The organism is Cupriavidus gilardii (assembly GCF_013314895.1).
Classification (GTDB): Bacteria; Pseudomonadota; Gammaproteobacteria; order Burkholderiales; family Burkholderiaceae; genus Cupriavidus; species Cupriavidus gilardii_C.
Genome location: NZ_JABTYE010000007.1, coordinates 95673 through 122219 on the forward strand (window position 1 = coordinate 95673; position 26547 = coordinate 122219).

The following is a 26547-nucleotide window of genomic DNA, read 5'->3' on the forward strand; positions in this document are numbered from 1 at the left end:
TCGTTTCAGCGGGCCTTGGTCCGCCGCCCCCGCCACTGGCGCGCCGCGATGACGAAGGCCTCGATCAGCGCCGCGATGGGCGCGCGCGACAGCGCCGAAGGCCGCGCGAGCACGCCGACCTCGCGATGAATCGGCCGTCCCGGCAACGGCTCCGCCTGCACGTTGGGGCATTGCGCCAGCGGCAGCAGATCGGCCGGCACGATCGCGCAGCCCAGCCCCTGCTCGACCATCTGCAGAATCACCGCGGGCTCGTCGAGCTCCATGCCTTCGTCGACGCGCAGCCGATGGCGCTTCAGATAGCGGTCGACCAGATGCCCGCCGGCCGAATGCCGGTTGTAGCGGATAAAGGGCAGCGCGCCGAGCATCGCCTTGAGCTCGCGGGGCGCGCCGCGCGGCGCGATTGCGACGAAGGGCTCGCTCAGCAGGGGCATCCATTTGAGTTCGGCCGGAATGCCGAGGCGCGGCTTGATCATCACCGCGACCTCGAGTTCGCGCGCGTCGACCTGGGTCAGCAATTGCGTCGACATGCCGGGCACGATATTGACGTGGGTCTTCGGGTAATCGGCGCGGAAACGCTGCATCGCCTTCGGCAACAGGGTCGATTGCACCGTCGATACCGCACCCAGGTCGATCGGTGTCAGCGCCGGGGCGGCGTGCGCCTGGCCTTTCATCGACTCGTAAAGCTCGACGAAACGAACCGCCTCCGGCAGCAGCTTGCGCCCCTGCTCGCTGAGCGTCACGGACTTGCCGGTGCGATCGAACAGCGCGCAGCCCAGGTCCTCTTCCAGCCGCCGGATCTGCGTGCTGACCGCCGACTGGGTCAGCGACAGCCGCGCCGCGGCAGCGGAAAACGAAGCGGTCTCGGCGGCGACGAGGAAGGTGCGGAAGTAGCGGATCATGGCGCAACGGTCATCGAAGTTTTCGATACTCAGCGTAAAAATGATTCGCTTCATATCGCGTCTTGTGCTGAGTAGAATTTTCCGGACCATACCACGCCGGATCCCGGCGCTTCCTCTTCAGAACAGAAAGGCCCCACACATGCCATCCATTCCCCTGTTCCACCTGGCGTTCCCCGTGCACGATCTGGCCGAGGCACGGCGCTTCTACGGCGAGCTGCTGGGCTGCCCCGAGGGCCGCAGTTCCGACAGCTGGGTCGATTTCAATTTCTACGGCCATCAGGTGGTGGCGCACCTGGCGCCCGAAGAAACCGGGCATCGCTCGACCAGCGCGGTCGATGGCGACGACGTGCCGGTGCGCCATTTCGGCGCAATCCTGTCGATGGAGCAATGGGAGGCGCTGGCCGACAAGCTGCGTGCGGCCAACGTCAAGTTCGTGATCGAGCCGCACGTGCGATTCAAGGGCCAGGTGGGCGAACAGGCGACGATGTTCTTCCTCGACCCGTCCGGCAATGCGCTCGAATTCAAGGCCTTCGGCGACATGAGCCAGGTGTTCGCCAAGTAGGGCGCTGGGCGGCGGCGTCCTCGGTCGTTACAAGGACAAGCCGCCCAGATGCTCCGCCAGCAGATCGATAAAGGCCCGCGTCTTGGCCGGAATCGCGCGGGCCGCGGGCCATACCGCCTGCACCGGGATCGGCGCGGCCTCGAAGTCGTCGAGCACAGTGACAAGGCGCCGCTGATCGAGCAGCGGCTGCACCTGCCATCGGGGTCCGAAGCCGATGCCCAGGCCCAGCGCCACGGCCTCGTTGACTGCCGCCGTGCTGCCTGCCCGCAATCGGCCGGCGACCGGAAAACGACGCAGCTTTCCATCGACCAGGAAGGGCCAGCGTGCGTCGTTGCCCTCGCCGCTGCGCACCACGCAGCGATGCGCGGCCAGTTCGCGCGGATGCGTCGGCACGCCGTGCCGCGCGACATAGCGGCGCGAGCAGAACGCCACGCGCCGCAGCATCGCCAGGCGACGCGCCTTCAGGTTGTCGTCGGTGACCTCGCCGATCCGAACTGCCAGGTCCAGTCCTTGCGCGCGCAGATCCATGAAGGCGTCGCTGACCACCAGTTCCACTTCCACGTTCGGGTGCCGCTCCATGTAGCGCGCGACCACCGGCACGATATACGCCGGCGCGAACAGCACCGGCGCGCTGATCCGCAACGTGCCCGATGCCGACGCGCTGAGGCTCGAGGCGGTATCCCAGGCCTCGTTCAGTTCGGCCATTGCCGGCGCGACGCGCTGCCGGAATGCCTCGCCGGCCTCGGTCAGCTGGCACGTGCGGGTGGTTCGCTGCACCAGTTGCACGCCCAGGCTGCGCTCGAGCAGCGCCAGCGAACGGCTGACCGCTTGCAGCGAGCGGCCCAGATGCCGGGCGGCCTTGCTCAGGCTGCCCTGCTCGGCGATGGCGAGGAAGGTCAGGATGTCGGGTAGGCGGTCCATGGGTTGTTCATCGCTGTCGTTCGATGTCGTTCGATGTCGTTCGCTGTCGTTCGCTATCGATCGGCGCTCCATTCTCTCAGTTTGTGGAATGGAGAATCATTGGCCGCTCGTATTCTCAGCGAATTCGGGATTCTCTATCGTGTCCGGATCATCCACCACGAATGAGGAACCGCATCGTGACACCCATCGCCACAACTACGCATTCCCCTCAATCTTCCGACAGCGCGGCCGCGGGCCGGGTGCTGGTCGTCGGCGCCGCCGGGCGCTTCGCCGGCCTGGTGCCGCAGGCGTTGCGCGACAGAGGCGTGACCGTACGCGGACTGGTACGCGACGCGCAGCGCTCCGCGCTGGCGCTGGCCAACGGCGCCGACGAGGTCGCGGTCGCCGACCTGCGCTCCCCGGAGACGCTGGCCGCCGCGCTCGACGGCGTCGACGGCGTCTTCTACATCGGGCCGGCATTCGCCCCGGACGAGTCGCAACTGGGCATCAACATGGTCGATGCGGCGCGACGGGCCGGCGTGCGGCGCTTTGTCTTTTCATCGGTGATCCAGCCGACCGACATATCGCTGGCCAACCATGCCAGCAAGATTCCGGTCGAGCAGGCGCTGTTCGATTCGGGCCTGCAATTCACCGTGCTGCAGCCAGCCAACTTCTATCAGAACCTGCTGGGGGGATGGGTGCGCGTGCTGCTCGACGGCGTCCTGGCCGAGCCCTACCCGGCGGAAGTGCCGGTGGCCCGCGTCGACTATCGCGATGTGGCCGAGGTCGCGGCGATGGCGCTGACTACCGATCGGCTGGCATATGGCTGCTTCGAACTGGCCGGCGAGGCCGGGCTCACGCGCAGGCAGATCGCCGCGATGATGAGCGACGCGCTGGGGCGCACGATCGACGCCGGCGAACTGGACTTCGATCGATGGAAGGCGCGGCTGCCGCTGAACTACACCGCGGCGCAATGGGACCTGCTGCGCAAGATCCACGAACACTACGCCGCCCACGGGCTGCGCGCCAATACGCTGGTACTGCAGGCGATCCTGGGACGTCCGCCGAGGTCGATGCAGGCGTTCGTGCGGGAGATGGCCCGAAGCGGGCGCGAGGCGGCGTGAGCGATGATCGGTCGGGCCGCCCGCCCGTCGCGTCGCGGCACCGATTTGGGGGCACCTTCCGCTTGCCGGGTGCCCCCAAGGACTGTATATTTGTACAGTCTCTGATCGCCACGAGAGGTAAGCATGTCAATCGCACGAGCCGGCAGCAAAAACGAGGCCCTGCGTCTGCTGGCCGCCCGTGAGGTTCTGGCGCTGGAGCTGGACTACGAAACGGGTTGGCAGGACGCCGTCGAACTGGGCCGGCTGGGGGAAAAACGCGGCATCCGCGTCCAGTATCGCGGCCAGGAAAGCATCGCCGTGCGCTCGCACGAGGCCCTGGTCGAAGGGCTCGCCAAAGCCAAGACCACCTTCCGTCAGCGCAATCTTTATTGCCTGTTCGATCTCGGCGCCATTCCCGACCAGGAGCTGCATGAGCTGGAAGCGCGCGCCAGTCGCCTGGGCGACTACATTCTGGCCGGCCATCTGCTGCGCGAGGTCGATGCGTTCTGGCAGTGAGGCCGGCAAGCAAGGCGCGCGCCCGTGAGGCGCGCCGCTGCGACGCCGTGTCGCAGTAGCGGGGAACTCCCAAAACCATCGCTTTACCCGAACATCCACCAAACACTTTCGTCAGATTTCCGAAAGAAGGCGGTATCCGGGCAACGCACGATGGTGCCCCCGATCGCAAGGCAGGGCTGGCCGCACGCGTCACGCCAGTCCAGCGAGCGGAAGACATCAGGCAAGAACACAACAGGAGACTCGCGACACCATGTCAGCCAACCTGTACGACGCCAAGGAACCGCTGCTGCGCTGTCTGCAAGAGAATCTGGCCGGTTGGCATTCGGCCCTTGACCACGTTCTGTCGCAATCCGGCATATCGACGACGGAATGGCATCTGCTGCAACACCTGGCCCACCGGCAGCACGCCGAACCGGATCGCATCACGGCGGCTTGTGCATTGCCGTGGCTCCAGGCCGAAGAATTCGAGGCGATGGTCCGCAGCCTGTCGGACCAGGGATGGCTGGAAGCGCAGCCGAGCCACCATGCGGCCGGGCCGATTCCGGTGATCCGCTCGAGCGCCAGCCAGCGCATGGACAAGCTGGGTCAGGCGATCAAGGCGCTGCAGTCGGTGTGGGTGTCGCCGCTGAGCCTCGAAGAGCGCGGCATGATGATCAGCTATCTGACCCGGATGCAACGCCAGCTGGAGCGGCTGGCGCCGCGCAATGGGGCGGCCCGCAGCAGCGTGACCCGAGGCGCCTCGGACCGCAGGGTACTGGTGCGCTGATCCGCTGATCCGTGATCCGCTGCGTTGCCGAGCTACGGGCGTCTGCGCGTTACGCGCCGGCACTGGCCCGATATTGCGGCCATATCGCACGCGGTTGCGGGCAGACCGCATCGCGCGGCAACTGCAACAGGGTCAGGCCGAATCGACACCGTCCGCTACCGACCGTTCCCAACGACGCTTCGATCAGCTGGCCGCCGGCCGGCGCCCGCGCAAACCAGTCCGACATCGCCACGCGGCGTTCGTGTACCACGGCAGCCTGCATGACATCGCTCGACGATCCGACCGCGCACTGCCCCTCTCTGGCCGGAACCGCTGCCGCATCGATCCGCCAGCCCGCGGAACACGCCGTTTCACTGAGCCAGCTGGCGCGCACCGTCCCGCCGTCGTCGAGTACCAGCACGGCCTTCTGCGCGGTACGCGCCAGCCATCGCCGGGCGGCATGCAGCAGCGGAACCTGCAGTTGGTCCGCGAAGGCGATCAGCACGTCGCCATCGACATGGCGAGTCAGGCCAAGAGCGCAGGCCGCCGCCGGCATCGTCAGGCGGGCCGCGAAGCTGTAGGCCAGCGCCGCCGGGCTGTCGTCATCGGCCAGCGAATACAGACTGTCTCGTCGGCATTCGAAGGCATCGGTATCGGCCTGCTCCCCCATGGCGTAGCAGGCCAGCAGCCACGCCTGCACGAAGCGCGTCTCGCACGGATCGAGCGTGGCCTGGTGCAGCAGCGACCAGCCTCCGGTGCCGGTCCGGTACAACACGCCGTCGATGTCGCCGAGGTCCGCCGCCTGGACCGATACGATCGGATCGCGCCGGCGCAGAATGGCCGCGGCGCGGAGCGCGAGCGCGCCCACGTCGAGCGGCGCAGTCGGCGGCGCGGGGCAGGCCTCGCGCAATGCGGCGATGATGGGAAAGCATGGCGGACGAGCCGGCTCGTCCGTCGTCAATCCGAAATGCGGAGCCCAGCCGCGCGCGCCGGCACCCGGGTGTGCGACCCCGGCTGCCGTGCCGGCAAGGCGGACGCGTTGAAGCTGTTTCATGCTCGAACCCTCCGCGCCCGACACCGCCTCAATCGCGCAGCAGCTGCTTGGCGATGATCATCTGCTGAATCTGCGTGGTGCCTTCGTACAGGCGCAGCAGGCGAACGTCGCGATAGAAGCGTTCGGCCTTGTACTCGGCGATATAGCCGGCGCCGCCGTGGATCTGCACCGCGCGATCGGCGACGCGGCCGACCATCTCGGTACAGAACATCTTGACGCACGAGGCCAGCATGCTGACTTCGGGATCGCTCTTGCCCGGCTCCTTGGCGTCGTAGCGCTGCGCGCAATCGCGCACCATCGACAGGCCGGCGTAGAGTTCGGCCTGGCTGTCGGCCAGCATGCCCTGGATCAGCTGGAATTCGCCGATCGGGCGGCCGAACTGCTTGCGGTCCTTGGCGTAGGCCACCGCATCGGTCAGCAGGCGGTGCGCCATGCCGCAGGCCAGCGCCGAGATATGCAGGCGGCCGCGGTCGAGCACCTTCATCGCGGTCTTGAAACCCACGCCCGGCACACCGCCGATGATGTTGGCAGCCGGCACGCGCACGTTCTCGAGCACCACGTCGCAGGTCTTGGTGCCGCGCTGGCCCATCTTCTTGTCCGGCTTGCCCAGCGAGATCCCCGGCGTATCGGCCGGCACGATAAAGGCCGAAATGCCGGACGCGCCCGGCCCGCCGGTGCGCGCCATCAACGTGAAGGCGCCCGCGCGCGGCGCATTGGTGATGAAGCGCTTGGTGCCGTTGATCACATAGTGATCGCCGTCCAGTTCGGCCTTGGTCTGCAGCGAGGCCGCGTCCGAGCCCGCGTTCGGCTCGGTCAGCGCGAACGAGATGATCAGCTCGCCGCTGGCGATGCGCGGCAGATAGTTCTGCTTCTGCTCCTCGGTGCCATCCATCAGGATGCCCTGCGAGCCGATGCCGACGTTGGTGCCGAACACCGAGCGGAAGGCCAGCGCGGTATGGCCGAGGTCGTAGACGACATCGCACTCCTGCGACATCGACAGACCGATGCCGCCGTAATTTTCCGGAATCGAGATGCCGAACAGGCCCATCTCCTTCATGTCGGCCACGATGTCGGCCGGCACGTCGTCGGTTTCCTCGAGGATGTCCTCGGCGGGCTTCAGGCGCTCTTCGATGAAACGCTGCACCGAGGCGCGCAGCAGCGAAAACGATTCGGTGTCCAGGGTCATGGCGATCTCCGTGGGAATGCGGTAATGCGGTGAATGCGTGAAGGAAGGGTGGCAGCCCTGGCCGGCAGCGGCCCTGGGCAGGGACCGGCCGACTCTGCAATGCGGGCGGATTGGCGTCATGGTACGCCGCCGCCGAATTTTGACAATCCACGCCAGCTTGGACAGAATGGGCAGCCATATTTGACAATCCGCCGACACCACCGCCTTCCCGGCGCCTCGTCCGAGCCTTTCCCGCCCATTTCGCCATGATGGACCTGAACGCCCTGCGCCTGTTCGTCGATATCGTCGACGCCGGCAACCTGTCCGCCGCCGCACGCAAGCTGAAGATGACGCGGGCCAATGTCAGCTACCGGCTCAAGGCGCTGGAAGAGGAGCTGGGCGTGCAACTGTTGCGCCGGACCACGCGGCATGTCGAGCCGACCCCGGTCGGCGCCGGCCTCTACGAACATGGCCGCAACATCCTGGCCGAGGTCGCCGCCGCCGACGCGCTGATCAGCAATATGGGCAAGACGCTGCAGGGCCATGTGCGGCTGTCGGTGCCGACCGGGCTCGGCCACGCGCTGCTGTCGCCGCTGCTGGTGCAGTTCAAGCACCGCTATCCGGACATCACGCTCGATGTGGTGTTCGACAACCGCATCCACAACCTGGTCTCGGAGGACGTCGAGGTCGCGCTGCGGATCATCTCGACGCCGCCCGATTCGGTGGTGGCCACCGAAATCGGCGTGGTCGACTGGGTGGTGTGCGCTTCGCCGGCCTATCTGGCCGCGCATCGCGCCCCGCAATCGCTCGCGGACCTGCAGCGCCATGCAATCGTCTGCGCGTCGCCGGTGGGGCAGAAGCTGAAGGCCTTCGGCACACGCGCCGGCGAGGACGAACGCGAGCAGGTCGCGCTGGAACCGACGCTGAGCTCCGAGAACTTTGCCTTCCTGAAGGAGGCCGTGCTGGGCGACCTCGGCATCGGCATCTTTCCGCTCTACGCGATCGGACGGGAGCTCGCCGCCGGCCTGTTGAGTCCGGTATTGCGCGACTACCGCATCAGCGTGTTCGGCAGCCGGCTGTTTATGCTGACCTTGCCGAACCGCTACCAGACCATGGCCACGCGCTGCCTGCTGACGTTCCTGAAGGGGGAATTGCAGGCCATCTGGCCGCGTCTGGCCGTGATGGCGTAACTCAGTTCGGCCCGCCCGTCGACGCGCGCTCGATCACGCGAAAGCCGACATCGACGATGCGCGGCTCCACCGGCAAGCCCTTGCACTTGTCCAGGATCAGCCGCGCCGCGATCTCGCCGATATGGGCGGCATCGACCTGGACCGTGGTCAGCGACGGCGCCATATGCGCGGACGCCTCCGCATCGCCGAAGCCGCAGACCGCCAGATCCTCGGGCACACGCAGCCCGCGCGCCTGCGCTTCGACCAGCACGCCCTGCGCCAGCTGATCCGAACTGCAGCAGATCGCCTGCAGCCGCGGTTCCTTCTCCAGCAGCTCGGCCAATGCGCGCCGTCCCAACGGAAGATTGCTGGGCGCCGGCACGACAGCGGTCGGCACCGCCCGGCCGAAAGTCGACACGAAGGCCTCCGAGCGGATCCGCGCCCGGCGGTCATCGCCGGTGGCGATGCCCACGCGCTGCCAGCCCTTGGCAAGGAAATAGCCGGCCACTGCGCTGCCGACCTTGATGTGCGAGAAGCCGACCGCCATGTCGACCGGCCGGTCGCTGAGTTCCCACGTCTCCACCACCGGAATGCCGGACTGCCGCAGGCGCTCGCGCGCCGCCTCGGACTGGATCAGCCCGGTGACCACGATGCCGTCCGGGCGCCGTCCGATCATCGCGTTGAGCAGCGCCTCTTCACGCGAATCGTCGTAGCTGCTCTGACCGAGGATCAGGTGATAGCCGGCGGCCTCGAGCGTCTCGGTCAACGCCTTGATCGTCGGCAGGAACTGCGTCACGCCGATGTCGGGCACGACCGCGGCCACCATCAGGCTGCGCCGCGACTTCAGGCCTCCCGCGATCAGGTTCGGGATATAGCCGACCGCCTCGGCCGCCTGCTGCACGCGCGCGATGGTCTTGGCCGACACCATGCCCGGATTGCTCAGCGCACGGGAAGCCGTAATCAGCGATACCCCCGCCTGGCGGGCGACGTCATGCAGGGTGACGGACTTGTTCTGCGCTTTGGTGGTGGCCACGTTTGGAGGTTCAGTTTCGGAACTGCGGGATTGGCGTCGGGTAATGGTCGACGGGCACGCGGCCTGGCAAAGGAGACTCAGGGAAAATCATGAGCAGCCTGCGTGCCGAACCGCGTTGACAGCGACAATATGACAACGTTAGCATTTCGCCAATACGTGCCCGTTCGTGTCACGCCGCGTCGAAAGTGCCCGACGCAAGGCATCCGACATTGTAACGGGCTTCCTTTGGCGCTGAAATGACAACGTTGTCATACCGCGCCGCCCGCAAACGCAGCCACGCCGCCGAGCGCGGCCGGGACCACATAAAAACGGAGACTCTCCCCATGCCCCTTGCCGCCGACCGCATCGCGTGGATCCGCCTGTCCAGCTGCTATCTGCCGCTGGCCACCCCGATCAGCGACGCCAAGGTGCTGACCGGCCGGCAGAAGCCGATGACCGAGGTCGCGATCCTGTTTGCCGAGATCGCCACTGCGGACGGGCGCGAGGGCCTGGGTTTCAGCTATTCGAAGCGCGCCGGCGGTCCGGGGCAGTACGCCCACGCCTGCGAACTCGCGCCGACGCTGCTGGGCGAAGACCCCAGCGATATCGCGCGGCTGTGGGACAGGCTGTGCTGGGCCGGCGCGTCGGTCGGCCGCAGCGGCATCGCGACGCAGGCGATCGGCGCCTTCGACGTCGCGCTATGGGATCTGAAGGCGCGCCGCGCGGGCCTGTCGCTGGCCAAGCTGCTCGGCGCGCAGCGCGATGCCGTGCGCTGCTACAACACCTCGGGCGGCTTCCTGCATACGCCGCTGGACCAGCTGCTGATCAACGCCGCAGCCTCGGTCGAGCGCGGCATCGGCGGCATCAAGCTCAAGGTCGGCCAGCCGGACGGCACACGCGATCTCGAACGCGTCAGCGCCGTGCGCAAGCACCTTGGCGACGCCGTGCCGCTGATGGTCGATGCCAACCAGCAGTGGGACCGCCCGACCGCGCAGCGCATGTGCCGGACGCTGGAGCCGTTCAACCTGGTCTGGATCGAGGAACCGCTGGACGCCTACGACCACGAGGGCCACGCGGCGCTGGCCGCGCAGTTCGATACGCCGATCGCCACCGGCGAGATGCTGACGAGCGCTGCCGAGCATTGGGACCTGATCCAGCACCGCGCCGCCGACTATCTGATGCCCGACGCGCCGCGCGTGGGCGGCATCACGCCCTTCCTGAAGGTCGCCGCGCTGGCCGAGCATGCCGGGCTGATGTTGGCCCCGCATTTCGCGATGGAGCTGCATATCCACTTGGCCGCGGCGTATCCGCGCGAGCCCTGGGTCGAGCATTTCGACTGGCTCGAGCCGCTGTTCAACGAGCGGCTGGAGATCCGCGATGGCCGCATCGTGGTGCCGACGCGGCCGGGCCTGGGCGTATCGATCAGCGGGCAGGCGCGGGCCTGGACCCGCGCGCAAATGGAATTCGGCGAGCGCCCGTAGGCAGCCGTCGACGACAAGAGACAGGCCTGCGCCAAGACCGGCCGTGCACGACAAGCCAAGACCAAACCTCAAGGAGACCCTATGAAACGCCTGATCGCCACGCTGGCCCTCGGCCTTGCCACCACCTTGTCCGCCCACGCCGCCTGGCCCGACAAGCCGGTCACGATGGTGGTGCCTTTCCCCGCCGGCGGTTCGACCGACGTGATTGCCCGGATCGTCGGCGCCAAGCTGCAGGAGCAGACCGGCGCCAGTTTCGTCGTGGAGAACAAGCCTGGCGCGGCCGGCGCGATCGGCGCCAGCTTCGTCAAGCGCGCGGCGGCGGACGGCTATACGTTGCTGGTGTCGTCGCTGGGCCCGCTGGTCATCGCGCCGCATCTGATCAAGAACACGCCGTACGATCCCGGGCGCGATTTCGACTACATCTCGGTGGCGGTGCAAGCCCCCAACATCCTGGCCGTGCCGGCGAACTCGCGCTTCCAGACGCTGCAGGAGGTGGTGGCCTATCTGAAGGCCAACCCCGGCAAGCTGACGTTCGCCTCGGCGGGCAACGGCACCAGCGACCATCTGACCGCCGAGCTGTTCTGGCAGCAGACCGGCACCAGCGGCACGCATGTCCCGTACAAGGGCGGCGCACCGGCGCTGAACGACCTGATCGGCGGCCAGATCGATGCGACCTTCATGAACATCAACACCGCGATGCCCCACGTCAAGGCCGGCAAGATCCGCGCGCTGGCGATCACCAGCACGCAGCGCTCGCCGGTGCTGCCGGCGGTGCCGACCATGGAGGAGGCCGGCATCAAGAACCTGGTCGTGTATTCCTGGCAGGCCGTGGCGGCGCCCAAGGGGCTGCCCGCAGACATTCGCGATCGGCTGCACAAGGGCATCGTCGCCGGCCTGAACGACCCCGCGGTCAAGAACAAGCTGCTCGAGGTCGGCTTCGAGATCGTCGGCAACACGCCCGAACAGTTCACCCGCTTCCAGGCCGCCGAGTCGGCCCGATGGAAGCGCGTCATCGAAACCGGAAAGATCACCGCCGACTGACGGCGGCACAGGAGAAACGCTCATGATGCAAACGGCGAGCCGCAGCGCCGGCCAACCGCTCTATATCCGCATGCACGACGCGGACAACGTCGCCATCGTCGCCAACGACGGCGGACTGCCGGCCGGCACTGTCTTCCCGTGCGGGCTGCAGCTGGTCGAGAAGGTGCCGCAGGGCCACAAGGTCGCGCTGGTCGATCTCGACGAGGGCGCGCCGGTGCGGCGCTACAACGTCGTCATCGGCTACACGCTCAAGGCCCTGCCGCGCGGCAGCTGGATCCACGAGCGCGTGCTGCGGATGCCTTCCGCGCCGGAGCTCGACGCGTTGCCGATCGCCAACCGCGTGCCGCCCGCGCTGCCGCCGCTGGAGGGCTACACCTTTCAGGGCTACCGCAACGCCGATGGCTCGGTCGGCACGCGCAACATCCTGGCGATCACGACCACGGTGCAGTGCGTGGCCGGCGTGGTGGACTTCGCCGTGCGCCGGATCAAGGCCGAGCTGCTGCCGCGCTATCCGAACGTCGACGATGTGGTGGCGCTCGAACACGGCTATGGCTGCGGCGTCGCCATCGACGCCCCCGATGCCATCATTCCGATCCGCACGATTCGCAACCTCGCGCTCAATCCCAACTTCGGCGGCGAAGTGATGATCGTCAGCCTGGGCTGCGAGAAGCTGCAGCCGACGCGGCTGATCGAGTCGGGCACGATCCCGCTGCAGGTCGAGGGCGGTGCGCCCGACGTGGTGTGCCTGCAGGACGAGCGCCATGTCGGCTTCGGCTCGATGATCGATTCGATCCTGGAGACGGCCGAGCGTCATCTGCAACGCCTGAACGCGCGCCGGCGCGAGACGTGCCCGGCGTCGGAACTGGTCGTCGGCGTGCAGTGCGGCGGCAGCGATGCGTTCTCGGGCGTCACGGCAAACCCCGCCGTGGGCTTTGCCACCGACCTGCTGGTGCGCGCCGGCGCCACCGTGATGTTCTCCGAGGTCACCGAGGTGCGCGACGGCATCGACCAGCTGACCGCGCGCGCGGCAACGCCCGAGGTCGCGCAGGCGATGATCGAGCAGATGGCGTGGTACGACAATTACCTGCGCAAGGGCAGTGTCGACCGCAGCGCCAACACTGCGCCGGGCAACAAGATGGGCGGCCTGTCGAACATCGTCGAGAAGGCGATGGGCTCGATCGTCAAGTCGGGCACCGGCCCGATCCACGGCGTGGTGGCCCCCGGCGAGAAGGCGACGCAAAAGGGCCTGCTCTACGCGGCGACGCCGGCCAGCGACTTTATCTGCGGCACGCTGCAACTGGCGGCCGGCATCAACCTGCATGTGTTCACCACGGGCCGCGGCACGCCGTACGGACTGGCCGAAGTCCCGGTGATCAAGGTCGCCACGCGCAGCGACCTCGCGCGCCGCTGGCACGACCTGATGGACATCGACGCCGGCAAGATCGCGACTGGCGAAGCCACCATCGAAGAGGTGGGCTGGCAGCTGTTCCACACGATGCTCGACGTGGCCAGCGGCCGGAAGTCGTATGCCGAGCAGTGGAAGCTGCAGAACTCCCTTGTGCTGTTCAATCCGGCGCCGGTGACTTGAGCGCGGCGGCCGCCCCTGGACCGAGCTCGCCGCTGTCCTCCTTCAATCGCACGCCGCTGCAGCCAAGCGCGACGGCGCCGCGCAGCAGCCAGGCCAGCCGATCCGCTGCCTGCCGGTACGACAGCCCCTGGGGCCGCACGTTCGAGATGCAGTTGCGCTGCGCGTCGGTGCGCCCGGGGTGCGGGTCGTAGGTCAGATAGATGCCGAGGCTGTCGGGCGAACTGAGGCCGGGGCGCTCGCCGATCAGCATCACCACCTGCCGCGCGCGCAGCAGCTCGCCGATCTCGTCGCCGAGGGCCACGCGTGATTGCTGTGCGATCGCCACCGGGCCGATCCGCCAGTCGCGCAAGCGGTCGCGGACCGCCAGCAGCACCGGCACGGCGTGGCGCTGCGCTGCCTGCGCCGACAGCCCATCGGCGATCACGAAGGCGACGTCGCATGGATCCGCCGCGGTCTGGCGCAGTCGCTCGCGGCTGTCCTCGTCGAGACGGCGGCCGAGATCGGGACGGCGCAGATACTGCGCGCGATCCGCCGCGGCGCTATGCACCGGCAGGTTCGCAAAACCGGCCTGGTCCAGTGCTGCCTTGACGGCCTCGCACGACAGCGGCTGGTGCACCGCGTCGCGCGCCTGCGCATGGGCGAGGCCGAAGGCGAGCACCGCATCGGTGGGTTGGCTATGCCCGGCGCGTCCGAGCGCGATGCGGGCGGAGGTGAACTGGCGCAGCCGTTGCCACGGATTCGGTGGCGCGAGGGTCGAAGGCATCGAACGCTCCTCAATCAGCCTGGTTTGGCCTGAAAGGGCATGAAAGGGCCTGGAGGGGCCCGAATCGCTTACAGATCGTGCGCCAGCTGCAGCAAGGGCTGCCGCTCGGCCGGCTCGACCAGCCTGCCGTCACCGCCGAAGATGCCGGTGCGCTGCAGCCATGCCTCGAACTCGGGCGCCGGCTTCAGACCCAGCGTCTCGCGCAGGTACAACGCATCGTGGAACGCAGTGCTCTGGTAGTTCAGCATGATGTCGTCCGCGCCCGGCACGCCCATGATGAAATTGACGCCGGCCACGCCGAACAGCGTCAGCAGCGTGTCCATATCGTCCTGATCCGCCTCGGCGTGGTTCGTGTAGCAGATGTCGCAGCCCATCGGCACGCCGAGCAGCTTGCCGCAGAAATGGTCCTCGAGTCCTGCGCGCACGATCTGCTTGCCGTCGTACAGGTACTCCGGCCCGATAAAGCCGACCACGGTATTGACCAGCAGCGGCGAGAACGCGCGCGCGACCGCATAGGCGCGCGCCTCCATCGTCTGCTGGTCGACGCCGTGGTGGGCGTTGGCCGACAGCGCGCTGCCCTGCCCGGTCTCGAAATACATCAGGTTGTCGCCGACCGCGCCGCGGCCCAGCGACAGCGCCGCGGCGCGGGCTTCGGCCAGCAACGCCAGATCGATGCCGAAACTGGCGTTGGCCTGCTCGCTGCCGGCGATCGACTGGAACACCAGGTCGACCGGCGCGCCCTGCTCGATCGCGCGCAGCGTATTGGTGACATGGGTCAGCACGCACGACTGCGTCGGCACGTCGTGCCGCTCGCGCAGTTCGTCGATCAGCCGCAGCAGGGCCACGATCGACGCGAGGTTGTCCCCGGCCGGATTGATGCCGATGGTGGCATCGCCGCAGCCGTAGAACAGGCCATCGATGATCGAGGCAGCGATGCCCTTTGGGTCGTCGGTGGGATGGTTTGGCTGCAGACGCACCGACAGCCGGCCCGGCAGCCCGATCGTGTCGCGAAAGCGCGTGACCACCCGACATTTGCGCGCCACCGCGATCAGGTCCTGATTGCGCATCAGCTTGCTGACCGCGGCTGCCATCTCGGGGGTGATGCCCGGCGCCACGCGCGCCAGCACCGCGCCGTCGGTTTCATGCAGCAGCAGCCAGTTGCGGAATTCGCCGACCGTCAGCGCGGCGATCTCGGCGAAGGCGTCGGCGTCGTGGCGATCGACGATCAGGCGCGTGACCTCGTCGCTTTCGTACGGAATCAGCGCCTCGTTCAGGAAGCGCGACAGCGGCAGGTCGGCCAGCGCCATCCGCGCGGCCATCCGTTCTTCCTCGGTGTCGGCTGCGAGACCGGCCAGCTGGTCGCCGGAGCGCGCCGGACTGGCCTTGGCCAGCAGGGTTTTCAGGTCCGCGAACGTGTAGCGCCGCGCGCCGATCGTCTCAGTAAACGCCATCTAGTCCTCCGGCATGGAGCGGTGGCCTGGCTACCGCGCGGCTCGGCACGGCAGCCAGGCCTCTGGTCCGGAATATAGCGCGCAAACCTGGCACAAGCGGAAAGGCGGTCGTTGTGGGCCAGCTCGGACGTTGGGGCGTACCCGTTTCTGCGTACCATCGCTGCCACGGCGGCGAGGCGCTGGTTGGCAGCGGATACCCGGCTGAACAGGCTTTTGTCCTCGCTTTTCGCGGCGCGTCTCGGCAGCGGATCGCGGGGGCGTACCCGTTTCTGCGGGCCGGCACCGCAGCGCAGCCGGACATCATCCCGGCCGGGCAGCTGCTACTCTGCCCGACTACGCACGTAGTCGATATGCGCCTGCATCGCCGTGCGGGCCTCTTCGGGACGCCGCGCCAGGATCGCCGCGCACAGCGTCCGGTGCTGCAGCAGCAATTGCTGGGAGGCCTCGATGTCCTGCTCGCGCAGGCCGGTGCCATTGGTCGTGATGTGCTCGCGCAGCATGCCGATCACGCTGGTATGCAGGTGCAGGAACATCGTGTTGTGCGAGGCCAGCGCGATCGCCTCGTGCAGTTGCGCGTCGGCGTCGGCTTCGGCGAGCTTGTCGTTCTGGCTCCGGGCGCGCTCCAACTGGTCCAACAAGGCGCGGATCCGCCGCAGGTCCTGCGTGTCCGCACGTAGCGCGGCGAAATAGGCGGTGGCGCCCTCGAGCACGCGGCGAAATTCCAGGATGTCCTCGCGCAGGGCCGGATGATCGGCCACCAGCTGGCGCCACGGCGACGCGATGCCGCTGCGCAGCTGCTCGGTGACGAACACGCCGGCGCCGCGCCGGCTCTGCAGCAGGCCGCGGGCGGCGAGCCGCTGGGTCGCCTCCCGCACCGTATTGCGGGCCACGCCGTAGGTCTCGGCCAGAACGCGCTCGGCCGGCAGGCGCGTGCCGGCCGGCCAGGTGCCGTCCAGCAGCGCGGTCTCGACCTTGCGCATCACCTCTTCTACCCGGCCGCGCTCGCGCATGCCTGCCGCCATCGTCTTCTCCCTTCGCCATGCCGCCCCACGAACTGGTCCAACCAATTTGAACCTTGCCGCCGGAGCGGGAATTATGCCGCCAACCGAGCGCCCACCGAGCGCCCACCGAGCGCGAATCGAGTGCCGACAGCACGCGCATGCCACCGAGTCCGCCATTGCAGGCGGGCCAACTCCGGAGCGAGACATGAATCCGAGGCAATACCCCACGGCGCCCGCCGAGGTGTACCTGTTCGCGACCTGCCTGGTCGACCTGTTCGTGCCGCAAGCCGGCCTGGACGCCGTCCGCCTGCTGGAACGCGAAGGGCTTACCGTGCATTTCCCGCGCGGGCAGAGCTGCTGTGGCCAGCCGGCCTACAGCAGCGGCAACCCCGAGCAGGCCCGCGCCGTCGCGCGCGCGCAGCTCGATCTGTTCGCCGAGCCCTGGCCGATCGTGGTGCCGTCCGGCTCCTGCGCCGGCATGATGCGCCATCACTGGCCCAAGCTGTTCGAGGACGATGCCGAGGCTGCCGCCAAGGCGCAGGCGCTGTCCGAGCGCGTGTTCGAACTGAGCGAATTCCTGCTGCGCGTCTTGAAGGTTCGTTTTCCCGACGCCCCGGCGCCGGCGTCCGCGAAGCCTGAAACCGTCGTGCTGCATACCTCGTGCGCGGCCCGCCGCGAGATGGGCACGCGCGTTCACGGCGTCGAACTGATCGACGCGCTGCCCGGTGTTACCAGGGTGGAACACGAGCGCGAATCCGAGTGCTGCGGGTTCGGCGGCACCTTCTCGCTCAAGCATCCGGACATCTCCGGCGCAATGGTGCAGGACAAGGTCGCCTCCGCCTGTGCCACCGGCTGCGACACGCTGGTCTCGGCCGATTGCGGCTGCCTGCTCAATATCGGCCACGCGGCGCGCCGGCAGGCGCTCGGACTCAAGGTCGAACACATGGCCACGTTCCTGTGGCGCCGTCTCGCCGCCACGGAGAAGCAGCGATGATCGCCGACAACGCCCGCACGCGCATTCTCGAACGGCTGCGCGCCGCCGCCCCCGCTGCCAACGAGCACGTGACGGCGCCAACGCTGAGCCGGCGCATCGATGTGCATTTCGACGGTCGCCGGGCAATGCAGCCGGCAGCCGACTCCACCACCCTCGCCGAGCAGATGCACAACGCCTTGCAGGCCGCGCACGCCGAAGTGTGGCGCACCGACGAGGCGGCCTGGCCCGCGCTGCTCGCCGAACGCCTGGCGGCCGCGGGTGTGCGCCGTCTGCTGTTCGATCCGGAAGGCGCCGAGGGCGCCGCCTTGGCCGGCTGTCTGCCTTCGACCGTCGAAGCCGTCGGCTACCAGCGTCCGATCGAGGACTGGAAGCAAGAGCTGTTCGACACCGTCGACGCCGGCTTCACGGTGGCGCGCTCAGGCATCGCCGGCACCGGCACGCTGGTGATCGTCCCGGATGCACACGCCCCGCGCACCGTCTCGCTGGTCCCGCCGCTGCATGTGGCGCTCGTTTACACCGATACGTTGCACGCCGACCTGCACGCCGCCATGCGCGCCGAACGCTGGCAGGCCGGCATGCCGACCAATCTCGTGCTGATCTCCGGTCCGTCCAAGACTTCCGACATCCAGCAGACGCTGGCCTACGGCGCGCATGGACCGCGCCGGCTGTGGGTGTTCATCGTCGAGCGTGGCGGCGAGGCGAATGCCTCGTCGCCCCGCGCAGCAGGAGAATCCGCATGAGCGCGAGCCCGATGCATTTCGTGCCGGCGGCCGATTTCAAGGCGCGGGCACGCGCCGCGCTCGACGATGCCAAGCTGCGCAGCAGCTTTCGCGGCGCGATGGACTTCCTGCAGAACAAGCGCGCAATCCAGTTTCCCGACGGCGACGAACTGCAGGCGCTGCGCGATCTGGGCGAGGCGGTGCGCCAGCACGCGCTGGCGCATCTGCCCGAGCTGCTGGAGCAACTGGAAGCGAAGCTGACCGAAGCCGGCGTGCAGGTCCACTGGGCGCAGACGCCCGACGAGGCCAACGCCATCATCGCGGGCATTGCGCAGCGCCATGGGGCCCGCAGCGTGATCAAGGGCAAGTCGATGGCCAGCGAGGAAATCGCGCTGAACCATTACCTGGCCGATCGCGGCATCCGCAGCCTCGAATCCGATATGGGCGAATACATCGTCCAGCTGGCCGGCGAGGGGCCCTCGCATATCGTGATGCCGGCGATCCACAAGACGCGCGGCGATATCGGCGCGCTGTTCGAGCAGCATATCCCCGACACGCCGTACACGGAGGACGTCGACACGCTGATCCAGGCGGGCCGCCGCGCCCTGCGGCAGGCCTTTGTCGATGCCGATATCGGCCTGTCCGGTGTCAACTTTGCCGCCGCCGACACCGGCACGCTGTGGCTGGTGGAGAACGAGGGCAATGGCCGGCTGTCGACCACCGTGCCTCCGGTGCATATCGCCATCATGGGCATCGAGAAGGTGGTGGCGAGCCTGGACCATATCGTGCCGCTCGCCACGCTGCTGACCCGCTCGGCCACCGGGCAAGCGATCACCACTTACTTCAACCTGATCACCGGGCCCCGTCGCGCCGGCGAACTGGACGGTCCGCGCGAGATGCACGTGGTGCTGCTCGACAACGGACGCACCCAGGCCTACGCCGACGCGCAATTGCGCGCGACGCTGCAGTGCATCCGGTGCGGCGCCTGCATGAACCATTGCCCGGTCTATACCCGCATCGGCGGGCACGCCTACGGCACCACCTATCCGGGCCCGATCGGCAAGATCATCTCGCCGCATCTGCTGGGGCTGGATGCCACCGCCGATCTGCCGACCGCCTCGAGCCTGTGCGGGGCCTGCGGCGAGGTCTGCCCTGTGCGGATCCCGATTCCGCAGTTGCTGATCCGGCTGCGCACCGAGGCCAACCGCAATCCCGACGAGGCGGTACAGCACCCCCTGCGCGGCCAGGGCGCGCGCTACAGCCGCGGCGAGCAGCTGATCTGGCGCTTCTGGCGCGGCGCGTTCGCGCATCCGCGCCTGTACCGGCTGTTCCGCTGGGCCGCGACGCGGCTGCGGGCCTTCACGCCATCGCGCCAGATGGGGTGGACCGACCACCGCGAGCCCTTGCGGCCAGCCGCGCGCAGCCTGGCCGATCTGCTGCGCGAGCGCGGACAGCCGGAATAGCAAGCGTCTGTCGTCCCCGCGCCGGCGGGGGCCCAGCAGCTTCTGAAAACGCTGGATTCCCGCGTACGCGGGAACCACGCCATGGTGACCGCCGACGTGGTCAGCACTGCGACAAGCCCAATTTTCCCTTTCTAGACTCGCATCCCTCGGAGGAGACCGATATGCAAACCTGGCAACAGGTCTATACGCCGCTGGGCAGCCTGTGGCTGTCCTCGCTGGCGGCCGCCATTCCCATCCTGTTCTTTTTCGTCGCGCTGGCGGTGCTGCGCATGAAGGGCCATGTGGCCGCCGCGATCACGCTGGCACTCGCGCTGGCCGTGGCGATCGCCGGCTACGGCATGCCGGTGCCGCAGGCGCTCGCATCGGCGGGCTACGGCTTCCTGTACGGCCTGTGGCCGATCGCCTGGATCATCGTCACCGCGGTGTTCCTGTACAAGATCGTCGTCAAGACCGGCCAGTTCGATGTGATTCGCGCCTCGGTGCTGGCGATCACCGACGACCAGCGGCTGCAGGTGCTGCTGATCGGCTTCGCCTTCGGTGCCTTCCTCGAGGGCGCGGCCGGATTCGGCGCGCCGGTGGCGATCACCGCCGCACTGCTGGTGGGCCTGGGCTTCAATCCGCTCTACGCAGCGGGCCTGTGCCTGATCGCCAATACCGCGCCGGTGGCCTTCGGCGCGATGGGGATCCCGATCATCGTGGCCGGGCAGGTCACCGGCATCGACCCCTTCCATATCGGCGCGATGGCCGGCCGGCAATTGCCACTGCTGTCGCTGGCAGTGCCGTTCTGGCTGGTGTTCATGATGGACGGCGTCAAGGGCGTGCGCGAGACGTGGCCGGCCGCGCTGGTCACCGGCGCCAGCTTCGCCGTGACGCAATACTTCACCGCCAACCATATCGGGCCGGAACTGCCGGACATCACGTCGGCGCTTGTCAGCCTGGTGTCGCTGTCGGCGTTCCTGAAGGTGTGGCAACCGCGCAGCGCAACGCGGGCGGCCGAGGCATCGGTGCGTGCCGGTCACGGCGGCGCCGCGGCGCTCGGCGGCTTCGGCGACATGGGCGGTTTCCCGACGATCGGCGCCAAGGACCCGCGCAACCAGCGCAAGGCCTCGCCGTACACGCTCGCGCAAACCATCCGCGCCTGGGCGCCGTTCGGCATCCTGACGGCGATCGTCACGGTCTGGAGCCTGCAGCCGTTCAAGGCGCTGTTCGCGCAGGGCGGCGCGCTGGCGGGCACGGTACTGAAGTTCTCGGTGCCCTGGCTCGACAAGCTGGTCATCAAAACCGCGCCGATCGTCGCCGAGCCCAAGGCCTACGATGCCGTGCTGAAGATCGACCTGCTGTCCGCCGTCGGCACCGCGATCCTGCTGACCGCGCTGATCTCCGCCGTGCTGCTGCGCATGTCCCCGCGCGCGCTGCTGGCGACCTTCGGCGAGACGCTGCTCGAGCTGCGCCGGCCCATCCTGTCGATCGGACTGGTGCTGGCTTTCGCCTTCGTCGCCAACTACTCGGGCATGTCGTCGACGCTCGCGCTGCTGCTGGCCGGCACCGGCGCGGCCTTCCCCTTCTTCTCGCCGTTCCTCGGCTGGCTCGGCGTGTTCCTGACCGGCTCCGATACCTCGTCGAACGCGCTGTTCTGCTCGCTGCAGAGCACGACCGCGCATCAGATCGGCGTCTCGGACACGCTGCTGGTGGCCGCCAATACCACCGGCGGCGTGACCGGCAAGATGATCTCGCCGCAGTCGATCGCGGTGGCGTGCGCGGCGACCGGACTGGTGGGCCGCGAATCGGAGCTGTTCCGCTTCACGGTCAAGCACAGCCTGCTGTTCGCGGTGATCGTCGGGATCATCACGATGGTGCAGGCGTATTGGTTGACGGGGATGATTCCGGGCTGATTGTCGAGATGGACAAGCGGCTGACCGGGCGGCTTGACGCCGTCGACAGAAGGCTGGATCGCTTCGGATCCCGACTCGATGCGTTGGAGGTCCGAGTCGGTGCAGTCGAGACCCGGCTGGAGCAGATGGACGCCAAGCGCGTCCGTTTGCTCGCCAAATAATTGGCGGCGGTGGGCCATCCGCCTGACACGGCGGACGGCCAGTTCCTTACTTGCCTGTCCGCTCAGGCCTGGACGATCGGCTCGAATCCGCCATAGATCATCCGCTGACCGTCGAACGGCATGTTCTGCATGTCGTTCGCCAGCCGGGGGTCGGCCATTGCAGCCTTCATGCCCTCGTCCCGCTTCTCGCGTGACGGCCACTCGATCCACGAGAACACGACAGACTCGTCGTCCTTGCGCTGGACCGCCATCGTGAACGACGTGACCTTGCCCTCGGGCACATCGTCGCCCCAGCATTCGTAGACCTTCAGGGCGCCGTACTCCTTGAACACCTGCGCGGCCTTCTGGGCCATTTCACGGTAGGCCTCGCGATTGGCGGTGGGCACGGCAATGACAAATCCGTCGACATAGGACATGGTGGTCTCCTTGGGAATCGATTGGCACCGGCGCTCATGTCCGCGCCGGGTGGCGCAGCCTCACGCTCGGAATGCGTCTCGATACGATAGTGCAAGATCCTCGATGTCCAAAGTGGACAGCGCCTAGCCCTCCCCCTCCCGCGGTAGGAAGGCGTCGCCCTCGGCCAACGGCGCGAAGCGATAGGTCGCCGGCGTGCGCGACAGCTTCACCGGTGCCCCCAGTCCGCGATAGCCGCCTTCCATTTCGACGACCATCTCGCGATGGGCGGTGTGCGGATGCTGCAATGCATCCGGGACGGACAGCACCGGAGCGCACGGCACGCCTGCCTGGACCAGCGCGTCGGCCAGCGCCTTGCCGTCGCGCGTGCTCAACAGCGCCTCCAGCTCGGCCTTCAGCGCGGACCGATTGACCGAGCGTGCCCCGGCCGTCGCATAGCGCGCGTCGTCGGCCATCGCGGCCACGCCAAGATGCTGGCACAGGATGCGGAACTGCCGATCGTTGCCGACCGCGAGAAAGATCGGATCGGTGGCCGTGGCCACCGTGTCGTAGGGATAGATGTTCGGATGGGCGTTGCCGGTGCGCTGCGGCGCCTTTCCGCTCATGAACCAGTTGGCCGCGTGCGGATGCAGCAGCGACAGCCCGGAGTCGTACAGCGCCGCCTCGACGAACTGGCCGCGGCCGCTGCGCTCGCGTTCCTGCAGGGCCAGCAGTACGCCGAGCGCGGCGTTCAGGCCGGTCACCATGTCGACCACCGGCAAGCCGACGCGCAGCGCTTCGCCGTCTGCCTCGCCATTGATGCTCATGATGCCCGCCATCGCCTGGATCGCGGCATCGTAGCCCGGCAGGCCGCCGAGCGGTCCGTCGGCGCCGAAGCCCGACACGCGGCAGTGCACCAGGCGCGGGAAGCGCGCCGACAGCGTTTCGTAGCCCAGGCCCCATTTCTCCATGGTCCCGGTCTTGAAGTTCTCGATCAGCACATCGGCGTCGGCCAGCAGCGCGAGCAATACGTCGCGCTGCGCCGGCACCGTCAGATCGAGCCGCATCACGCGCTTGTTGCGGTTCAGACCGAAGTAGTAGGACGCCACGCCGTCCTTGAACGGCGGACCCCAGGTCCGCGTGTCGTCGCCCTGCGGCGGTTCGACCTTCAGCACATCGGCGCCGTGGTCACCGAGGATCTGCCCGCAGTACGGGCCGCCCAGGATGCGAGACAGGTCGACCACGCGGATGCCGGCGAGCGCGCCGGTGCTTGCTTGCATCATCGGATTCCCTTGCTGGCTGCCGTCATTGCCATCGTTGTCATCGCCGTCCGTGTCGTCGGTATCGTCGGTATCGTCGGTATCGTCGGTATCGTCGGTGTCGTCGGTGTCGTCAGTCGAGCTGTGCGCCGGACTTCTGCACCACCGCACGCCATTTGGCGACCTCGGCCTTGATGAAGCCGCCCAATTGCTCGGGTCGGGTCGAGGGAGCGAATTCGAGCCCCTGTCCCTGGAGCGTCTTGCGGACCTCCGGCTGCTTCAGCGCATCGGCGAAGGCGGCATTGAGCTTGCCGATGACTTCCTTCGGCGTGCCGGCCGGCGCCACCACGCCGAAGAACACGGACACGTCGAAGCCGGCAACGCCCTGCTCCGCGACGGTCGGCACATCGGGCAGTGCCTGCGAGCGTTCGCTGGTGGTCACGCCGAGCGCGCGCAGCTTGCCGCTCTTGATGAAAGGCAGCGCGGTCAGCACGTCGGTGAAGGTCATGCTGACCTGGCCGCCCAGCAGATCGTTCAGCGCCGGACCGGTGCCCTTGTACGGAATGTGCTGGAAGTCGGTGCCGGCCAGGTTGTTGAACAGCACGCCGGCCAGATGCGACGACGCGCCGTTGCCCGACGAGGCATAGGTCAGCTTGCCGGGATTGGCCTTGGCATAGGCGATCAGCTCTGAGACGTTCTTCGCCGGCACCGAAGGATTGACAACCAGCACGTTAGGCAGATGGCCGATCTGGATCACCGGCGTGAAGCTCTTGACCGGGTCGTAGTTGATCTTGCGATAGAGGCTGACGTTGATCGCCAGCGGCGCCGAGGTGCCGAACATCAGCGTGTAGCCATCGGGTTCGGCGCGGGCGACCGCTTCCGCACCGATATTGCCGCCGGCACCGGCACGGTTCTCGACAACCACCGGCTGGCCGAGCGTGTTCTTCAGCGAGGCGGCCAGCGTGCGCGCCATCGCATCGGTCGGGCCTCCCGGCGGGTAGGTCACCACCATCATGATCGGCTTGGATGGATAGTCCTTCTGCGCGAAGGCGGGTGCAATGCCGGCGCACAGCGTCAGCGTGGAAGCGGCAGCCAGCGCCGCGATACGTTGCCAGGGGGTCATCTCGTGTCTCCTTGTCGGGCCATGCGCCGTCGGGATTCGTCGTCCCGGGCGCTTGTGGGATTGCTTGTTGCGTGGCTTGTTGCGTGGACTTGCTGCGTGGCTTGCCGCGTTGTGCATTTCGTTGGGATGCGTCGCGAAGGCATGCGCCTCGCGGCGGGTCGGTCCGCGGATCTTCAGAACAGATCGACCTGATCGACCGCCCCGGCCGGCTGCACCGCGCCTTCGGCCGCTGGCGCCACGGTGTCCGCCAGCCAGTCCGGCTCGGCGCCGCCCGCGAGCGGATCGCGCGGCAGCACGAGGTGGATCAGCACCAGCTGCGCCAGGCGCATGCGCCGCACCGAGCCGATGCGGCCCGCTTCCCACGCCATCGCCACCGCGCTGGTGACGTGATACAGCGCGGACGCGGCCTGGCGGGCCAGCACATCACCGGCGGCATCGGTTCGCCCGGCATCGGCCGCCAGCCCGCAGGCGCGTTCCAGCGCGCTGTCGAACGCCGCGCGCGCGTTGGCATGCATCGGCGTCTGCGCCAGCAGCGATTGCAGATGGGCCCGCAGCACGGGCAAGGCGCCCTCGCGCCGGATCGCGCGCAGCACGTCGAGTGCGACGATATTGCTGGTGCCTTCCCAGATCGAACCCAGGTGGGCGTCGCGCACCAGCCGCGGATCGCTCCATTCCTCGATGTAGCCGCAGCCGCCGCGCATCTCCATGGCATCGCCGGTGACCTTGCGCGCGTCGCGGCAGGCGCGGAACTTGATTAGCGGGGTCAGGATGCGCATCAGCGGATAGGCGTCGGCCTCGCCCGCATCGGCGCGGCGCAGTGCCTCGGCGGTCTGGAACACCATCGTGCGCGCCTGCTCGGTCGGCAGCGTCAGCTTCAGCAGCTGGCGCCGCATCAGCGGCATGTCGATCAGCCGCTTGCCGAAGGCACGCCGTTCGCGCGCGATAAACAGTCCTTCCGACAACGCCCGGCGCATCAGCCCGGCGGCGCGCACGCCGTTGGACAACCGCGAGTTGTTGATCATGTCGGCCATCTGCACGAAGCCGCGGCCAGGTTCGCCGACCAGCCATGCGTGCGCGCCTTCGAGACGGATCTCGCCGCTCGCCATCGAGCGGGTGCCGAGCTTGTCCTTCAATCGGATGATGCGATAGTGGTTCGGACTGCCATCGGCGAGGCGGCGCGGCAACAGGAACAGCGACACGCCCTTGATGCCCTCCGGCGCGCCATCGGGTCTTGCCAGCACCATCGCCAGCTCGGCGTCGGGATTCGAGCAGAACCACTTGTCGCCGGTCAGGCGCCAGCCGCCTTGCGCGTCCGGATCGGGAATCGCACGCGTGGCGGTCGCAGCCACGTCGGAGCCCGCGCCCTGCTCGGTCATGAACATCGCGCCCTGGTAGAGGTCCTCGAACACCTGCGTGGTCAGGTTCGGCAGGAAGCGCTCGACCACCGCCGGATCGCCGAACTTGCGCAGCGTGCGCGTCAGCGAATCGGTCATCGAAAGCGGGCAGCACAGGCCGAACTCGGCCTGCACGAACAGATAGGTCAGTGCGTACTTGGCGGCCGCCGGCATCGGCTGCGGCCAGCCCAGCACGCCGCCGCGATGCGATACCGCCGCCAGGCCGAACTCGGCAAAGGCCACGCGTTCGAGCTCGACATAGGCGGGATGCTTGTCGATGCGCTGCGCATCGATGCCGGTGCGCGTGCGATGCGTCAGCGTCGGCGGATGGTGGTCGGCGGTGTTGGCCAGTGCATCGAGCACGCCGCCCGCCAGCGCGCCCATCCGGTCCAGATGCGGCAACAGGTGCTGGTACAGGTCGGCCGGCAGATACAGCGGCAGCAGCGCGCGCAGATCGGGATCGCTGGCAAACAGATTGACGCCATGCTGATCGGGCACCGGATGCACGGCGGGCGTCGCGGCGATGGGTTGCGATGAATTTTCCTGACGGACAGCGCTGCTCGGCATGCTTGTCTCCTCTTCCCACTTCTCGATATCGGCCGGGACGTAGCCCGCCGGATGGTGGAATGTTCGAGGAAACAGCGATTCGCGTCCAATACTAAGAATGGCTTGGACGATATGTTTTTTATATGGAGGGCC

25 protein-coding genes are annotated in these 26547 nt (G+C 67.9%); 13 read left to right on the forward strand and 12 right to left on the reverse strand.

The annotated features are described in order from the left end of the window. Positions 1-5 precede the first annotated feature (5 nt). A complete protein-coding gene (locus HTY53_RS09145; protein WP_174106288.1) occupies positions 6-899 on the reverse strand; it encodes a LysR family transcriptional regulator in 894 nt (297 codons plus the stop codon). 139 nt (positions 900-1038) lie between these two features. Here HTY53_RS09145 and HTY53_RS09150 point away from each other — a divergent pair, with 139 nt between their 5' ends. Then, a complete protein-coding gene (locus HTY53_RS09150) occupies positions 1039-1461 on the forward strand; it encodes a VOC family protein (protein WP_174106178.1) in 423 nt (140 codons plus the stop codon). Between the two features lie 27 nt (positions 1462-1488). On the opposite strand, the gene HTY53_RS09155 is transcribed toward HTY53_RS09150, so the two are convergent. Beyond that, a complete protein-coding gene (locus HTY53_RS09155; RefSeq protein WP_174106179.1) occupies positions 1489-2382 on the reverse strand; it encodes a LysR family transcriptional regulator in 894 nt (297 codons plus the stop codon). Between the two features lie 176 nt (positions 2383-2558). Here HTY53_RS09155 and HTY53_RS09160 point away from each other — a divergent pair, with 176 nt between their 5' ends. The 3 genes from HTY53_RS09160 (at position 2559) to HTY53_RS09170 (ending at position 4746) form a co-directional block, all read left to right on the forward strand. Further along, complete coding sequence (locus HTY53_RS09160) at positions 2559-3485, forward strand: NmrA/HSCARG family protein (protein WP_368040953.1); 927 nt, start codon at positions 2559-2561, stop codon at positions 3483-3485. Between the two features lie 123 nt (positions 3486-3608). Then, positions 3609-3980 carry a PHA-granule associated protein 4 gene (locus HTY53_RS09165; RefSeq protein ID WP_174106181.1) on the forward strand — a complete coding sequence of 124 codons (372 nt, stop codon included), beginning with the start codon at positions 3609-3611 and terminating at the stop codon, positions 3978-3980. A 250-nt stretch (positions 3981-4230) separates the two neighbouring features. Continuing rightward, on the forward strand, positions 4231-4746 hold the full coding sequence (locus HTY53_RS09170; RefSeq protein WP_174106182.1) for a hypothetical protein: 516 nt from the start codon (positions 4231-4233) through the stop codon (positions 4744-4746). Between the two features lie 49 nt (positions 4747-4795). On the opposite strand, the gene HTY53_RS09175 is transcribed toward HTY53_RS09170, so the two are convergent. Together HTY53_RS09175 and HTY53_RS09180 are read right to left on the reverse strand one after the other, a co-directional pair. Further along, on the reverse strand, positions 4796-5779 hold the full coding sequence (locus HTY53_RS09175; protein ID WP_174106183.1) for a hypothetical protein: 984 nt from the start codon (positions 5777-5779) through the stop codon (positions 4796-4798). Between the two features lie 28 nt (positions 5780-5807). After that, a complete protein-coding gene (locus HTY53_RS09180) occupies positions 5808-6965 on the reverse strand; it encodes an acyl-CoA dehydrogenase family protein (protein WP_149318473.1) in 1158 nt (385 codons plus the stop codon). A gap of 248 nt (positions 6966-7213) precedes the next feature. Here HTY53_RS09180 and HTY53_RS09185 point away from each other — a divergent pair, with 248 nt between their 5' ends. Beyond that, positions 7214-8134 (forward strand): LysR family transcriptional regulator, encoded by a 921-nt coding sequence (locus HTY53_RS09185; RefSeq protein ID WP_174106289.1) that lies wholly within the window; start codon positions 7214-7216, stop codon positions 8132-8134. Between the two features lies 1 nt (position 8135). Here the strand turns inward: HTY53_RS09185 and HTY53_RS09190 are convergent, their stop codons facing one another. Then, positions 8136-9146, reverse strand: coding sequence for a LacI family DNA-binding transcriptional regulator (locus HTY53_RS09190; protein WP_174106184.1), 1011 nt, complete (start codon positions 9144-9146; stop codon positions 8136-8138). Between the two features lie 323 nt (positions 9147-9469). On the opposite strand from HTY53_RS09190, the gene HTY53_RS09195 reads away from it, so the two are divergent. The 3 genes from HTY53_RS09195 (at position 9470) to garD (ending at position 13235) form a co-directional block, all read left to right on the forward strand. Next, a complete protein-coding gene (locus tag HTY53_RS09195; protein WP_174106185.1) occupies positions 9470-10606 on the forward strand; it encodes an L-talarate/galactarate dehydratase in 1137 nt (378 codons plus the stop codon). Positions 10607-10687: 81 nt separating this feature from the next. Continuing rightward, positions 10688-11647, forward strand: coding sequence for a Bug family tripartite tricarboxylate transporter substrate binding protein (locus tag HTY53_RS09200; protein ID WP_174106186.1), 960 nt, complete (start codon positions 10688-10690; stop codon positions 11645-11647). 25 nt (positions 11648-11672) lie between these two features. Further along, complete coding sequence (gene garD / locus HTY53_RS09205; protein ID WP_174106290.1) at positions 11673-13235, forward strand: galactarate dehydratase; 1563 nt, start codon at positions 11673-11675, stop codon at positions 13233-13235. On the opposite strand, the gene eutC is transcribed toward garD, so the two are convergent. From eutC to HTY53_RS09220, 3 genes are all read right to left on the reverse strand, one after another. Then, positions 13213-13998 (reverse strand): ethanolamine ammonia-lyase subunit EutC, encoded by a 786-nt coding sequence (eutC, locus tag HTY53_RS09210; protein ID WP_174106187.1) that lies wholly within the window; start codon positions 13996-13998, stop codon positions 13213-13215. The two genes, garD and eutC, sit on opposite strands and share 23 nt — an antisense overlap. A gap of 68 nt (positions 13999-14066) precedes the next feature. Beyond that, entirely contained in the window at positions 14067-15449 is a 1383-nt protein-coding gene (locus tag HTY53_RS09215) for an ethanolamine ammonia-lyase subunit EutB (RefSeq protein ID WP_174106188.1), read from the reverse strand. 320 nt (positions 15450-15769) lie between these two features. After that, on the reverse strand, positions 15770-16471 hold the full coding sequence (locus HTY53_RS09220) for a FadR/GntR family transcriptional regulator (RefSeq protein WP_174106189.1): 702 nt from the start codon (positions 16469-16471) through the stop codon (positions 15770-15772). Between the two features lie 184 nt (positions 16472-16655). Here HTY53_RS09220 and HTY53_RS09225 point away from each other — a divergent pair, with 184 nt between their 5' ends. The 5 genes from HTY53_RS09225 to HTY53_RS09245 all read left to right on the forward strand — a co-directional run bounded on the left by HTY53_RS09225 (position 16656) and on the right by HTY53_RS09245 (position 21679). Next, the gene (locus HTY53_RS09225; protein WP_174106190.1) at positions 16656-17444 is read left to right on the forward strand and encodes a (Fe-S)-binding protein; all 789 of its coding nucleotides are present in this window, start codon (positions 16656-16658) and stop codon (positions 17442-17444) included. Further along, a complete protein-coding gene (locus HTY53_RS09230) occupies positions 17441-18184 on the forward strand; it encodes a LutC/YkgG family protein (protein WP_174106191.1) in 744 nt (247 codons plus the stop codon). Before HTY53_RS09225 ends, HTY53_RS09230 begins: the two co-directional genes overlap by 4 nt. Further along, positions 18181-19626: a LutB/LldF family L-lactate oxidation iron-sulfur protein gene (locus HTY53_RS09235; protein ID WP_174106192.1), complete on the forward strand. Its 1446-nt coding sequence runs from the start codon at positions 18181-18183 to the stop codon at positions 19624-19626. Before HTY53_RS09230 ends, HTY53_RS09235 begins: the two co-directional genes overlap by 4 nt. A gap of 161 nt (positions 19627-19787) precedes the next feature. Next, positions 19788-21518: a lactate permease LctP family transporter gene (locus HTY53_RS09240; protein ID WP_174106193.1), complete on the forward strand. Its 1731-nt coding sequence runs from the start codon at positions 19788-19790 to the stop codon at positions 21516-21518. Positions 21519-21526: 8 nt separating this feature from the next. Continuing rightward, positions 21527-21679 carry a hypothetical protein gene (locus HTY53_RS09245; RefSeq protein WP_174106194.1) on the forward strand — a complete coding sequence of 51 codons (153 nt, stop codon included), beginning with the start codon at positions 21527-21529 and terminating at the stop codon, positions 21677-21679. 62 nt (positions 21680-21741) lie between these two features. Here HTY53_RS09245 and HTY53_RS09250 read toward each other — a convergent pair whose 3' ends face one another. From HTY53_RS09250 to HTY53_RS09265, 4 genes are all read right to left on the reverse strand, one after another. Continuing rightward, on the reverse strand, positions 21742-22095 hold the full coding sequence (locus HTY53_RS09250; protein WP_174106195.1) for a DUF1428 domain-containing protein: 354 nt from the start codon (positions 22093-22095) through the stop codon (positions 21742-21744). A 123-nt stretch (positions 22096-22218) separates the two neighbouring features. Next, positions 22219-23355: a CaiB/BaiF CoA transferase family protein gene (locus tag HTY53_RS09255; protein WP_174106291.1), complete on the reverse strand. Its 1137-nt coding sequence runs from the start codon at positions 23353-23355 to the stop codon at positions 22219-22221. Positions 23356-23464: 109 nt separating this feature from the next. After that, positions 23465-24454, reverse strand: coding sequence for a Bug family tripartite tricarboxylate transporter substrate binding protein (locus tag HTY53_RS09260; RefSeq protein WP_174106196.1), 990 nt, complete (start codon positions 24452-24454; stop codon positions 23465-23467). 173 nt (positions 24455-24627) lie between these two features. Continuing rightward, positions 24628-26415, reverse strand: coding sequence for an acyl-CoA dehydrogenase family protein (locus HTY53_RS09265; RefSeq protein WP_174106197.1), 1788 nt, complete (start codon positions 26413-26415; stop codon positions 24628-24630). Between the last annotated feature and the right edge of the window lie 132 nt (positions 26416-26547).

Bases quoted from the DNA above. Each gene is read 5' to 3' on its own strand.
- HTY53_RS09145 (WP_174106288.1), bottom strand. From the start codon at position 899: ATGATCCGCTACTTCCGCACCTTCCTCGTCGCCGCCGAGACCGCTTCG.
- HTY53_RS09150 (WP_174106178.1), top strand. From the start codon at position 1,039: ATGCCATCCATTCCCCTGTTCCACCTGGCGTTCCCCGTGCACGATCTG.
- HTY53_RS09155 (WP_174106179.1), bottom strand. From the start codon at position 2,382: ATGGACCGCCTACCCGACATCCTGACCTTCCTCGCCATCGCCGAGCAG.
- HTY53_RS09165 (WP_174106181.1), top strand. From the start codon at position 3,609: ATGTCAATCGCACGAGCCGGCAGCAAAAACGAGGCCCTGCGTCTGCTG.
- HTY53_RS09170 (WP_174106182.1), top strand. From the start codon at position 4,231: ATGTCAGCCAACCTGTACGACGCCAAGGAACCGCTGCTGCGCTGTCTG.
- HTY53_RS09175 (WP_174106183.1), bottom strand. From the start codon at position 5,779: ATGAAACAGCTTCAACGCGTCCGCCTTGCCGGCACGGCAGCCGGGGTC.
- HTY53_RS09180 (WP_149318473.1), bottom strand. From the start codon at position 6,965: ATGACCCTGGACACCGAATCGTTTTCGCTGCTGCGCGCCTCGGTGCAG.
- HTY53_RS09185 (WP_174106289.1), top strand. From the start codon at position 7,214: ATGGACCTGAACGCCCTGCGCCTGTTCGTCGATATCGTCGACGCCGGC.
- HTY53_RS09195 (WP_174106185.1), top strand. From the start codon at position 9,470: ATGCCCCTTGCCGCCGACCGCATCGCGTGGATCCGCCTGTCCAGCTGC.
- HTY53_RS09200 (WP_174106186.1), top strand. From the start codon at position 10,688: ATGAAACGCCTGATCGCCACGCTGGCCCTCGGCCTTGCCACCACCTTG.
- garD (WP_174106290.1), top strand. From the start codon at position 11,673: ATGCAAACGGCGAGCCGCAGCGCCGGCCAACCGCTCTATATCCGCATG.
- eutC (WP_174106187.1), bottom strand. From the start codon at position 13,998: ATGCCTTCGACCCTCGCGCCACCGAATCCGTGGCAACGGCTGCGCCAG.
- HTY53_RS09215 (WP_174106188.1), bottom strand. From the start codon at position 15,449: ATGGCGTTTACTGAGACGATCGGCGCGCGGCGCTACACGTTCGCGGAC.
- HTY53_RS09220 (WP_174106189.1), bottom strand. From the start codon at position 16,471: ATGGCGGCAGGCATGCGCGAGCGCGGCCGGGTAGAAGAGGTGATGCGC.
- HTY53_RS09225 (WP_174106190.1), top strand. From the start codon at position 16,656: ATGAATCCGAGGCAATACCCCACGGCGCCCGCCGAGGTGTACCTGTTC.
- HTY53_RS09230 (WP_174106191.1), top strand. From the start codon at position 17,441: ATGATCGCCGACAACGCCCGCACGCGCATTCTCGAACGGCTGCGCGCC.
- HTY53_RS09235 (WP_174106192.1), top strand. From the start codon at position 18,181: ATGAGCGCGAGCCCGATGCATTTCGTGCCGGCGGCCGATTTCAAGGCG.
- HTY53_RS09240 (WP_174106193.1), top strand. From the start codon at position 19,788: ATGCAAACCTGGCAACAGGTCTATACGCCGCTGGGCAGCCTGTGGCTG.
- HTY53_RS09245 (WP_174106194.1), top strand. From the start codon at position 21,527: ATGGACAAGCGGCTGACCGGGCGGCTTGACGCCGTCGACAGAAGGCTG.
- HTY53_RS09250 (WP_174106195.1), bottom strand. From the start codon at position 22,095: ATGTCCTATGTCGACGGATTTGTCATTGCCGTGCCCACCGCCAATCGC.
- HTY53_RS09255 (WP_174106291.1), bottom strand. From the start codon at position 23,355: ATGATGCAAGCAAGCACCGGCGCGCTCGCCGGCATCCGCGTGGTCGAC.
- HTY53_RS09260 (WP_174106196.1), bottom strand. From the start codon at position 24,454: ATGACCCCCTGGCAACGTATCGCGGCGCTGGCTGCCGCTTCCACGCTG.
- HTY53_RS09265 (WP_174106197.1), bottom strand. From the start codon at position 26,415: ATGCCGAGCAGCGCTGTCCGTCAGGAAAATTCATCGCAACCCATCGCC.